Annotated in this window: 8 protein-coding genes; 3 read left to right on the top strand and 5 right to left on the bottom strand. The window is 60.1% G+C overall.

Features of this window, described 5'->3' with window-relative positions; translation table 11 throughout:
• Positions 1-337: 337 nt before the first annotated feature.
• The gene (locus tag ACR0KM_RS02615) at positions 338-2,716 is read left to right on the top strand and encodes a mechanosensitive ion channel domain-containing protein (RefSeq protein ID WP_480856722.1); all 2,379 of its coding nucleotides are present in this window, start codon (positions 338-340) and stop codon (positions 2,714-2,716) included.
• A gap of 88 nt (positions 2,717-2,804) precedes the next feature.
• On the opposite strand, the gene ACR0KM_RS02610 is transcribed toward ACR0KM_RS02615, so the two are convergent.
• The 5 genes from ACR0KM_RS02610 to ACR0KM_RS02590 are packed head-to-tail and all read right to left on the bottom strand — an operon-like array spanning position 2,805 to position 10,029.
• Complete coding sequence (locus ACR0KM_RS02610) at positions 2,805-4,160, bottom strand: CoA transferase (protein WP_480856724.1); 1,356 nt, start codon at positions 4,158-4,160, stop codon at positions 2,805-2,807.
• Positions 4,157-5,311 (bottom strand): ABC transporter permease, encoded by a 1,155-nt coding sequence (locus ACR0KM_RS02605; protein WP_480856725.1) that lies wholly within the window; start codon positions 5,309-5,311, stop codon positions 4,157-4,159. Before ACR0KM_RS02605 ends, ACR0KM_RS02610 begins: the two co-directional genes overlap by 4 nt.
• A complete protein-coding gene (locus ACR0KM_RS02600) occupies positions 5,308-6,336 on the bottom strand; it encodes an ABC transporter permease (RefSeq protein WP_480819260.1) in 1,029 nt (342 codons plus the stop codon). Before ACR0KM_RS02600 ends, ACR0KM_RS02605 begins: the two co-directional genes overlap by 4 nt.
• 14 nt (positions 6,337-6,350) lie before the next feature.
• Positions 6,351-8,264 carry an ABC transporter substrate-binding protein gene (locus tag ACR0KM_RS02595; protein WP_480819261.1) on the bottom strand — a complete coding sequence of 638 codons (1,914 nt, stop codon included), beginning with the start codon at positions 8,262-8,264 and terminating at the stop codon, positions 6,351-6,353.
• Complete coding sequence (locus ACR0KM_RS02590; RefSeq protein WP_480819262.1) at positions 8,257-10,029, bottom strand: ABC transporter ATP-binding protein; 1,773 nt, start codon at positions 10,027-10,029, stop codon at positions 8,257-8,259. Before ACR0KM_RS02590 ends, ACR0KM_RS02595 begins: the two co-directional genes overlap by 8 nt.
• Before the next feature lie 230 nt (positions 10,030-10,259).
• Here ACR0KM_RS02590 and ACR0KM_RS02585 point away from each other — a divergent pair, with 230 nt between their 5' ends.
• Both ACR0KM_RS02585 and ACR0KM_RS02580 read left to right on the top strand, forming a co-directional pair.
• Positions 10,260-10,757: a class I SAM-dependent methyltransferase gene (locus ACR0KM_RS02585; protein WP_480856727.1), complete on the top strand. Its 498-nt coding sequence runs from the start codon at positions 10,260-10,262 to the stop codon at positions 10,755-10,757.
• A gap of 79 nt (positions 10,758-10,836) precedes the next feature.
• The gene (locus ACR0KM_RS02580; RefSeq protein WP_480856728.1) at positions 10,837-11,466 is read left to right on the top strand and encodes a glutathione S-transferase family protein; all 630 of its coding nucleotides are present in this window, start codon (positions 10,837-10,839) and stop codon (positions 11,464-11,466) included.
• Positions 11,467-11,477: the final 11 nt, after the last annotated feature.

Genomic DNA, 11,477 nt, shown 5'->3' with positions numbered 1-11,477 from the left:
TCCGCGCGTTTGTTGCACCTGTTATCTTATATGTTCAGCGCCCGCTTGCCAAAGGGCCAGCCAGCAGTGTGCAAATTGGCCAAGCATGGCGAATTGGCAACATCTTTTTTGCGGCCGTGGTGCCATCGGATGGCCTTTTGCAGGCCAAAGGGGGAATGCAGTTGGTTTCGCCGTGATCCCCGACGTTTGTCATATTCAATTTCCGTTGGATTGAAAACACTTTATCCCCCGGAGATGTTGCAAGAGCACAGCCGCCCATTGACGCGCCACAGGGATTTGAACCGACCCCAGAGGTTATGTAGTGTCATGCGCAATTGCGATCTGGATGGAACGAACTATGAAGAAGACTTTTGTGGCCGGGCTTGTTCTGGCGTTCCTCGCCTTGTCGCTCGCGCTTGGACCGGCTGCTTCGGCGCAGTCTCTGATCCCGGGCTATCCGACTGGAACCGAGGATGAAAGCGCCGCTTCGGTCGACGGCGATGTGGCAGCTGCGATCAGGGCGGCAACCGAAGCGGGCGCCAGCGTCATCGTGATCGACAGTGCGGGTCAGGTGGTATCAAACCCTGGCGCTGACGCAGAAGCGACCGGTTCGGGTGCAGCGGACACGATGGGCGAAGGCTCGCAATTGATGAAGGCGCAAGAGCGATTTTCCGACTTCCGCGAGTCGGTGCGTTCGCGGCTTGAGGCACTGCCCTATTCCGTTTTCGAAGTTCAGTATATCCTGCGCCAGACCAGCCCGGACGGACGCATTCAGACCTATGTCGAAGTTCTGGTCTGGAACGTGCTGTTCCTGCTGCTGGGGCGTTGGCTGTCCACGGAAATCTACGGCAAACGCATTGCCAAGCGCTTTGTCGTGGCGCGGATCAAGGAACAACCGAACGGCTATCGCGAGAAAATGCCATTCCTTGTGTTCCGTTTCCTGATGGGGATCGGGGGCACCGTGTTTGCGATGCTCATGGCCTTGATCGTGGGATATCTGTTTTTTGGTGAGGCCGAGGATATCTCGATTCAATTCACGGTCACGGCGATTTTTGCAGCATTCTTCCTGTCGCGTACGGTTTCGGACCTATGGCGTATGGTTTTGTCGCCTTATCTTAGCCAGTATCGCTTACCTCCGTTTTCCGACCGGGACGCAAAACGCTTATATATTTGGGCCTCGGCGCTTGCGACCTATGACATCTCGGTGGTGCTGTTCGCGACATGGGTCGCGGATTTTGGGTTGAATTACAACGTCTATGCAATGGTCTATGGCAGCCTGACCCTGGCCGGGGCGCTGGGTAATGTGTTGATGATTCTGTTCAACGCCCGGGCCATTTCCAATGCGATCCGGGGTGGGCGAGCACCGGATCAGGTCTCGTGGATCTCACGGTTTATCTCGTTTGCATGGGCACCGGTTCTGATCCTTTACATGGTGTTCAGCTGGTTCAAGCTGGCGGTGGATCTGGTGCTTGAGGTCGAAGGCTCGGTCCCGATTGTGGCCAGCAGCTATGCAATTTTCATGTCGGTTGTCGTGGCGTATGGCGCGATGAACTATCTGCTTGAACGCTATTTTGATCGCAATCGACAGATCAAGGAACTGAATGCGGATGCGCAGGACGCAGTGAGCGACGCTGACGCAGAGGCACCGACACCCGAGGCTGAAAAGCGCAAATACGCCATCCTGACTTACGAGGACCTCGCCCGCCGGGTTGCGGGGATACTGGCCTTTGTCGTTGGTCTCTATGCGCTGGTGGTGATCTGGAACCCGCAGGCAAACTGGAGCGAAGATTTGCCCGTCGGGCGGGCCCTGGACGTGATGGTGATCCTGTTCATCGGCTATGTCCTGTTCCATTTCTTTCGCGTCTGGATCGACAGCAAGATCGCCGAAGAAACCGACGATGGCGGGGCCGAGGCCGAGCTGGGGGATGAAGGCGGCGAAGGCGGGCAGAGCCGTCTGGCAACGTTGCTGCCGCTGTTCCGTGGGGCAATACTGGCGGTGGTTGTGGTGACCATAGCGCTGATCGTGCTGATGGAGCTGGGCATCAACGTCAGCCCGCTGTTTGCCGGTGCCGGTGTTGTGGGTCTGGCGGTTGGTTTCGGGTCGCAGACCTTGGTGCGGGACATCTTCTCGGGCGCGTTCTTCCTGATGGATGATGCGTTTCGGAAGGGCGAATACATCGATATCGGGGATGTGAAAGGCACGGTCGAGAAGATCTCGGTCCGGTCTTTCCAGTTGCGGCATCACCTTGGGGCGCTGAATACGATTCCGTTCGGTGAGATCAAGGTTCTGACCAACTATTCCCGTGATTGGGTGATCATGAAACTGCCCCTGCGCGTGACCTATGACACCGATGTCGAGAAGGTGCGCAAGCTGATCAAGAAGCTGGGGCAGGAGTTGCTGAGCGATCCGGTGATCGGGGACAATTTCATCCAGCCACTGAAATCTCAGGGCGTGATCGAGATGCAGGATTCTGCGATGATCATCCGGGTGAAGTTCATGACCAAGCCCGGCGATCAGTGGCTGGTGCGCAAAAAGGTTTATCAGGACATCCGCGAGCTCTTCGCCCGCGAAGGTATCCGTTTTGCCCACCGCGAGGTCACGGTACGTCTGGCCGATGACAAAGAGGCCGAGGACCTGACGCCCAAGCAGCGCGAGGCGGTGACGGGTGCGGTTCAGGCGGCGATTGACGAGGATTATCTGGACGATATCGGACCGGGTGGGGGTGACGACCGCTAGGGCGCTCTCCCGCCCCTTTGATCTGCGTCGCTGACGCGACACCGCCCAAAGCGTTGGGCCGGGCCGCGCGTGCCGCGCGGCGGCTGCGCTAGGTTGAGGGGCTGGCCCAGATTGCGTCTGAGGTTCCGAGTTTGCTGGCGGGCAGCGGCCAGATCATTGCCGCAGAGCCAACCGTCAGGGCGGGTTGCAGACGGTGGCCCGGGCCCCATCCTGAGGCCTCAGTGTCATTACCGTAGTCTGTTGGATTCGCATGGGTGATGTCTTCACCCGCGCTACTTTTGGCGAGGGTTGCCAGTAACTCGGCGGTGCGGGCAAGTGACAGGCGCGCGTCCATTACGGTTTGGCCCGAGGCGGCCTCGGCCAGAGCCGAGAGGACGGCGGCGGCCATCAGGTAGCCGGTGGCGTGGTCCAGCGCTTGGACGGGCAGCGGGGTGGGTTTGTCGGCCCCGGCCCATTCCATCCCGGCATGGGCGATTCCGGCGCTCATCTGGACAAGGCTGTCGAACCCGCGCCGCGTAGCCCAGGGGCCTTGCCAACCATAGGCGTCCAAGGTGACCTCGATCCGGTTGGGGGCCAGTTGATCGCGCGTGGCCTTGTCCAGACCAAGCGCGTCCAACGCGCCGGGACGGTAGCCGTGCACCAGTACGTCGGCTTGGGCGAGCAGGTCTTTCAGCTGCGCCAAACCCTCCGCACCTTTCAGGTCCAGATAGGCGCAGCGCTTGCCCAGCGATATGTCGGGGATCACTCCGGGCTCATCCCAACCGGGCGGGTCGATGCGCAGCACATCCGCGCCAAACCCAGCGAGCGTTCGGGTTGAAACGGGGCCTGCCAGAATCCGCGTCAGGTCAAGCACGCGCAGTCCGGCCAGCGGGCGTGCCGCCGTGGCCTCGGGCCTGTCACGCAGCGTGGCGTGGCGCGGGCCGTGCCAGCCGATCAGTGGTTCGCGGGTTACGGCTCGGCCTTGTGGATGGTCCTGCCATTCGGATCGGCTGCGCATGGCGGCGGCCACGCCACCCTCAGCGACGATGGCGGTTTCCAGATCGAAGATGGACCAGTCCTTGATCGCGCGCGTCACGGCATCCCTGTCCGCGGCGACTTGCAGTACCTTCAACGCAGCAGCGCGGTGGTGGGGCAGGTTGGTGTGTAGCCTGATCCAGCCATCGACGGCCATGTAATCGCCAGCAATCGCATCCCACAGGCTGGGCATGTCCCATCCGTCGGGTTTGAAGGAGAAACCGTACCACAAAGACGCGAGCCGGTAGTTCACCGTGATCTCTTGCGGTTTGTCCGCCAGATTGGTCGCCACCATCAACCGCGCCAATTCCTGACCCACGGCGGCAAAGCTGGCCGCGGCCAGTTCGGACACCGCAAAGGCGCTGGGGCGGGCTCCGGTTCCGGTGACCTGATAGCTGTCGGTCGCGGGTAGGGCGGAAAGCAGGCTCATTGCTGATAGGGGTCAAGGCTGTCGCGCAGCCCGTCACCAAGGAAGTTGAAGGCCAGTACCACGACGATGATCGGTAGCATCGGGATGGCTGTCCATGGGTAGATCTCGATCGAGGCGAGGTTTTGCGCGTCGTTCAGCATTACGCCCCAACTGACCGCAGGGGCCCGCAGGCCAAGACCAAGGAAACTGAGCGCGGTTTCTCCAAGGATCATTGCGGGGATCGATAGGGTGGCCGAGGCGATCAGGTGGGACATGAAGTTCGGCAGCAGGTGCTTGCGGATCACTCGGCCCGAAGACGCACCCATCATCTCGGCGGCGCGCACGTATTCTTCCTCGCGCAGAGACAGGAATTTGGCGCGCACGGATCGGGCGAGGCCGGGCCAGTCGAGGATGCCGAGGATGATCGAGATGATGAAGAACACCGCAACGGGGCTCCAGTTCGATGGCACGGCGGCGGACAGGGCCAGCCAGAGGGGCAGTTCGGGCAGCGAACGCAGAACCTCGATCACGCGGTTGATGACCCAGTCGATGCGGCCCCCGAAATACCCGGCCATTGACCCGAACAGGATGCCGAGGAAGAAGGACACCGAGATGCCGATCAGGCCCACAGTCAGCGACAATTGCGCGCCATAGAGGATGCGGCTGAAGATGTCGCGACCCAGACGGTCCGAGCCCCAGATGAACAGCGTTGCGCCCTCGGGTGCGCAGAACAGGTGGGTGTCTGACTTGATCAGACCCGCCAGTTTGTATTCGGACCCCTCGCAGAAGAACCGGATCGGGCGTGGGTCTTCGGTGTCGGGGACGAATTTCCACTGGAAGGTTTCCAGATCGGCCTCGGCCACGATGGGATAGACGTAGGGGCCGATGAACTCGCCCTCGTGGAACCAATTGACGGATTGGGGCGGGGCATAGAGGTGCTCGCCATTCCGGTCGTTCGGCCCGTAGGGGGCGATGAAGCCTGCGAAGGGCAGCATCAGATAGCACAGCAGCAGGAATATGCCCGAGATCAGACCAAGCCTGTGCGTCTTGAATTTGCGCCAGACCAGCACCCAGTTGGGCGCGTCGAGATCGGCGCGCTCCAGTTGTTGGATCGACGCCTGCGGGTCAAAAGGTGCATCGTCGACATAGCGGCCATCGGGTTTGTCAGTCATGCCTCGCGCCCCTCATATCTGATGCGCGGGTCCAGCATGACCAGCAGGATGTCCGAGATCATCGTGCCGATCAGGGTCAGCAGCGCCACGAACATCAGGATGAAGGCCGACAGGAACTGGTCCTGCGTTTTCAGCGCGGTCAGTAGGGTCGGGCCGATGGTCTGCAAACCCAGCACGACCGAGACCAGAACCGAGCCGGATACCATCGAGGGCAGCAGGTTGCCGATATCGGCCACGAACGGGTTGAAGGCCACGCGTAACGGGTATTTGGTCAGCATCCGCGACGGGGCCATGCCCTTGGCGATGGCGGTTTCGACGTAAGGCTTGCCCAATTCATCCAGCATATTTGCGCGCAGGCGCTGCATCATTGCGGACGCGCCCGAGGTGCCGATCACGAAGGTCGGTACGATCAGGTGCAACAGGATGGATTTGAGCTTGTCCCAGCTCATCGGTTCGCCTTCGAATTTTGGGTCCATAAGGCCACCGATGGGCAGGTTGAAATACTGGTGGCCGTAGTAAAACAGGATCAGCGCCAGCAGAAAGTTTGGCGTCGCCAGACCCAGATAGCCGACAAAGGCCGAGGTGTAGTCAATCCATGTCCGCGACTTCGCGGCAGCAAGAACGCCGAGCGGCAGGGCTACGGCATAGACAAACAGAATCGCTGCCAGGTTGACCACCACGGTCAGCCACAGCGTATCCCCTACGATTTCGGACACCGGACGGTCGAACTCGAAGGACCAGCCATAGTTGCCCTGCAGCAGCCCTTCGAACCCATGCGGACCGGGCCAGAAGCCCATCCAGATCAGGTACTGCTCGGGCAAGGAGCGGTCCAGCGAGTATTCCTGTCGCAGGAATTCAGCCTTCGCCACACCCGCGGATTGCCCCGAGGCCTGCAACTCGGCGATCTGGTTGCTGAGGTAATCGCCGGGCGGCAGGTTGATGATCACGAATATCAGGACCGACACCACCAACAGAGTCAGCAGCATCGTGAAGAAGCGATACACCGCATAGCGCAGCATGACCATTTAGCTGCTCCTGATCAGTCGGCGAAGAAGAACTCGTCGGGACGGTGGATGCCGAAATGCGCGCCGGGCTCCCATGCCCACATCGCCTGTTCGGGCACGTTGCGCAGGCGGTTCGACACGACGATGGGCTGGGGTGCGCCGTTCAGGATGCCGATCGCGTAAAGTTGCTGGGCGTGGATATCCAGCATTTCGCGCCAGGCGGCTTCGCGCTCTTCGTCGGTGCTGGCGATTTCCCAGTCATGGGCAAGGGTCATCAGGCGCTCGGCCTCAGGCATATCGGGCGCTTCGCCTGCATCACCACCTGTCTGATAATACTGGCCCCATTTCGGCCAGGCCAGAAACACCTGATCCGTGGGCGCCAGATAAGCCGGAGAGGTGTGGTTCTGCGGGATGCCATCATCCCAGCCGAACCAGACCGACGCCATCGTGTTGCCCGAGAATACGCGGTTGCGCAGGATGTCGCGGTCCAAAGGTCGCATCACCAGCTTGACGCCAATCTCGCGCCACGTGTCGGTTACGATCTGTAGCGCGTTCTCGACCTCCTGTCGCTCGCCGGCGGTCTCGATCACCAACTCCATCGGGCGGCCATCGGGCAACAGCCGGACGCCGCTTGGGTCGCGTTGGTCAAGGCCTGCCTCATCCAGCAGGGCATTTGCCATATCGACATCATACTGCGCCCAGGCCTGCGCGTTTTCCTCGTCATAGTAGGGTGAGGCTGGCAGAACTGCCATCGCACCCGGCTGGGCCAGTTTGAAATACAGTGCCTGATTGATCGTTTTGCGGTCAATTGCCAGTGACAGGGCGCGGCGCACCCGGACATCGCGCAGTACTTCGCGCCAGCCGTCATCGGCAAAGTTCAGATTGGGATAGATGGCGATTTGCGACGCCACTCCGGTTTTCCAAAGCAGTGTTTTGTAGTCGCCTTGCGCTTCGCCCTTTTTCAAGATCGAAGCGTCACGGAACGCCAGCCCGCGCCCCTGCAGATCACTTTCGCCCGCGTTGGTCTTGGCCGCCACAAGGCCCGGTGCCACGATTTCCATTTCGACCACGTCGATATAGGGCAGCTGTGTGCCGTTGGAATCGATGCGGTGGTAATAGGGGTTGCGCACGAAATTGTGCCGGATCTTCTTGCCCGAGCTTGCGTTCAGCCAGGGCTGCAGGGTCGGCAGTTCGTGGTTGTCGAACTTATAAAGGTTATCGAGTTTGTTGTGCAGTGCCGCCCAGCTTTTGACGCGCGCGTCGTCGACCTGAAAGGCCAGTTCCTCGGCGTCTGCGAATTTTTCATGGTATTGTTTGAGGAACTGCGATGGCCGGTAAATGAAAGGCGGTCGTGCCTGAGCAAGTGATAGCAGGAAGTTCGGATTGGGGTCTTCCCACTCGAAGATCACCGTAGTCTCATCAGGGAAGCTGACGACCGGAGGTTTGCCTTCGACAATCAGGAAGTCCGGCGGACCCGACGGGCTGAGCAATGCGTTATTGGCCACATCCTCCCACCAATAGCGGAAGTCTTCCGAGGTGAAGGGTGTACCGTCCGACCATTTGTGGCCCGGACGCAGATTCAGGGTATATTTGCGGTTCCCTTCGTTTTCGAAGGACGCAAGGATATCGGGAACAATGTTGTATTCATGGTCGAACCCGACGAGGCGCGCATAGCCATAGACGACCATTTGCCGAATATCTTTGGATCGGGTGACCATCGTTCGCAATGTGCCGCCTTGTGTCCCGAACTCACGACCCTTGGCGGCCAGATCCACGATCAGCGGCTCCTGCGGTACACGCTCGGCGGCCGGGGGCAGGTTGCCATTGTCAACCTCGGATTGCCAAAAGGCGCTTTCTTGAAGATTCGAAGGGATTTCTGCCGCAGCGGGTAACATCCCGGCAAGGGCCAGCGTCGTGGCAAGAAACAATCGGTGAGTGGTCTCAAACATGGCAACGTACCTTATGGCCGGGCTCCATTTCTACCAGCGAGGGTACCATGGAGTCGGAGAATCGGAAGGCATCATCCCAACTGTCTGGCGAACCTGCGCCGAGTGCGACCAGTTTCAGGTCGATCGGACGGTTGATGTCGGGCTCAGGCTGGGCAGCGATCAATGCCTTGGTGTAGGGGTGGTGCGGATTGTAGAATAGGGTTTCTGGCGGGGCCTGTTCGACCACAAGGCCTTGACGCATCACGGCGACCTCATCGGCGATCCGGGCTACAACGGCCAGATCGTGTGAGATGAACAGATAGGATAGGTTAAGGCTCTGCTGCAGGTCTTCCAGCAAGGTCAGAATCTGTTCCTGCACCGAAACATCCAGCGCCGAGGTCGGCTCGTCACAGACAATCAGCGCCGGGTCCAGCATCATCGCCCGGGCAATCGACAGGCGTTGGCGCTGACCGCCCGAAAAGGCGTGCGGATAACGTTTGAGCATATCCGCATTCAGTCCCACCCGCTGAAGCATCTGCGCCGCCTTGTCCCGCTGTTCGGTCGTTGTTCCCAGATTGTGGATCTCCAGCGGCTCGGTCATCGCGTCCTGAATGCGCATCCGTGGGCTGAGCGAGCTATAGGGATCCTGAAACACCATCTGTGCTTTGCGCTGGAACGCCGTACGCTCGGCGCGGGTCATGCGGTGTACTGTGATTGGTTCGGCATCGGGTGCGGTGCGGAACAGTACCTCGCCGCCGGGATCAGGTGGTTCGGCGCCCAAGGCGATGCGTGCAGCGGTGGTCTTGCCAGACCCGCTTTCTCCCACGATCGCCAACGTCTTGCCGCGCGCCAGTTTCATGTCGACGCCGCGACAGGCATGGATAAGCTTATCGGCCTGCCACCCTTTGCTGGAGCGCATCGTGTAGGTCTTTGACACGCTTTTCATCTGCAGGATCAGGTCTTCGTCGGGCATTGGCAGGCCGACGGCATCCTGATCCGGAATCTCGGGCGCCGCATCAAACAGCTGTTTGGTATAGGGGTGCGCCGGTGCGTTCAGAATGGGGGCGGCGGGCCCGGCCTCCATCACGCGGCCTTTGTGCATGACCACGACCTGTTCTGCCATGTTGGCCACAACGCCCAGATCATGAGTCACGAGGATCAGCGCCATGCCGGTCTCGCGCTGCAGTTCTTTGATCAGCCCCAGTACCTGCGCCTGCGTGGTCACATCCAGCGCGGTCGTGGGCTCATCCGCGATCAGCAGTTCGGGTTTGGCAACCATCGCCATCGCGATCATCGCCCGCTGCCGCATACCGCCAGACAACTCGAACGGATAGCTGTCATAGGCCCGCGCCGGATCGGGAAAGCCCACACGTTCGAACTGGGTCAGAACCTCTTTGCGGGCCTGCGCCTCGGACGCGCCGCGATGCAGCCACAGAACTTCGCTGACCTGATTGCCGATCTTGTGCAGCGGCGACAGCGAGCGCATCGGCTCCTGAAAGATCATCGAGATACGGTTGCCGCGAATGCCGCGCATCTGCTTTTCGCTGATCTTGGTCAGGTCCGCCGTACCGCTGGAATCATTCAGCGTGATTGCGCCGCTGCGAATCTGCGCTGTGCGCGGCAAAATCCGCAGTGCCGCGCGACACGAAATTGTTTTTCCCGACCCTGATTCTCCGACCAGGGCCAGCGTCTGCCCCGGCGCAACATCGAAGTTCACATCTTGAACCACGGCTTCGCCCGCGCCAAAACCAATGCTTAGATTCCGGACGGACAACAACGCATTCATACGGGTATTCCACCCGGTTGGCCGCTTGCTAACATCGGCTTAGTGAACTCCCTGACTTTTTTTGTGCAGTTTCGCGCGGTTCGGGCGGGCTAGTCAAACACCTTCTTGCGCAGAAACGTCGCGGAAATACGAAATGCCACCTCGGGCACCTACACAAAGTCTTGAGATTTTGTCATCTAAGGCGCGATCGACGCCGTTTAGGGTTGTCTGGCAATAAATGAGGTTCGCACGTGTCCCAGCAACAAAGCCGACTGGATCTGTTCATCGATCGCATGGTGTCACAGCGCGCCTGTCTTGATTTTGCGATTGCGCAGACAGCGGGTCAGACCGGGCCTGTGTTCGAACTGGGCTTGGGCAATGGCCGCACCTATCATCACATGATTCAGCACATACAAGACCGCCCGGTCTATGTATTCGAACGCGCGGTGGCTTCGCATCCCGACTCGACGCCGCCCGAGGATCTGGTGATTCTGGGCGATGTGCGCGAGACACTGCCCGCATCCGTCAAGCGCTTTGGTGCATCTGCCAGCCTGATCCACGCTGATCTGGGCGGGCATAACCGGGAAAAGAATGACGCTTTTGCGCGCTTCGTGTCCCCTCTGATCGAACCACTGTTGGCTCCGGGCGGGTTGATGGTGTCCAGCGACCGGATGTATTTTGACGCGCTGACAGAACTGCCGCTGCCTGCTGGCGCAGTCGAAGGGCGCTGTTTCATCTACCGGCGTTAAATGCCGTAGGGTCACGCTGGGCGTTTCGCCGGAAGCGCCGCTAACCTTCGGGACGTAATCCCCTGAAGGAGGCTCTTTCATGCTGTTCTACGATTGCTCGACCGCTCCGAACCCGCGTCGCGCGCGGATGTTCATCGCCGAAAAGGGACTTGAAATCGAATCCCGTGACATTTCGATCGCCAAGGGTGAGCAGTTGGGCGAGGCGTTCCGCGCCGTGAACCCGCGCGGGACACTTCCGGTGTTGGTGACCGATGAGGGCGGGGTTCTGACCGAGAATCTTGGGATCGCCGCCTATCTCGAAGCACGCTTCCCTGAACCTGCGTTGATGGGCCAGACACCGGACGAGAAAGGGCTGGTGCTGATGTGGAACGCAATTGTCGAACAACAAGGCGGCTTGCCGATTGCGGAAACGCTGCGCAACAGGCATCCGGCGTTCAAAGACCGGGCTATTCCCGGCCCGGTGAACTATGCGCAGATACCCGAATTGGCCCAGCGGGGTGCCGCGCGGGTGCGCCAATTCTTCGATTTGCTCGAAGACCGTCTGTGCAACAGCGCTTACCTCGCCGGTGAGGCATTTTCGCTGGCCGATATCACAGCCTTTGTCTTCACCGATTTTGCGCGTGTCATCAAAATGCGCATCCCTGACGGCCATACGGCAACCCAAGCCTGGTTTGACGCCATTCAGGACCGCCGCAGCGCCCAGCTATAGGTGGCTTTGTG

The organism is Ruegeria sp. G10, assembly GCF_056533645.1.
This window is presented reverse-complemented; position numbering and strand designations above follow the sequence as displayed.

What these genes read in the sequence shown, in the direction of transcription:
- ACR0KM_RS02615 (WP_480856722.1), top strand. Translation starts at nt 338, where the DNA reads ATGAAGAAGACTTTTGTGGCCGGGCTTGTTCTGGCGTTCCTCGCCTTG.
- ACR0KM_RS02610 (WP_480856724.1), bottom strand. Translation starts at nt 4,160, where the DNA reads ATGAGCCTGCTTTCCGCCCTACCCGCGACCGACAGCTATCAGGTCACC.
- ACR0KM_RS02605 (WP_480856725.1), bottom strand. Translation starts at nt 5,311, where the DNA reads ATGACTGACAAACCCGATGGCCGCTATGTCGACGATGCACCTTTTGAC.
- ACR0KM_RS02600 (WP_480819260.1), bottom strand. Translation starts at nt 6,336, where the DNA reads ATGGTCATGCTGCGCTATGCGGTGTATCGCTTCTTCACGATGCTGCTG.
- ACR0KM_RS02595 (WP_480819261.1), bottom strand. Translation starts at nt 8,264, where the DNA reads ATGTTTGAGACCACTCACCGATTGTTTCTTGCCACGACGCTGGCCCTT.
- ACR0KM_RS02590 (WP_480819262.1), bottom strand. Translation starts at nt 10,029, where the DNA reads ATGAATGCGTTGTTGTCCGTCCGGAATCTAAGCATTGGTTTTGGCGCG.
- ACR0KM_RS02580 (WP_480856728.1), top strand. Translation starts at nt 10,837, where the DNA reads ATGCTGTTCTACGATTGCTCGACCGCTCCGAACCCGCGTCGCGCGCGG.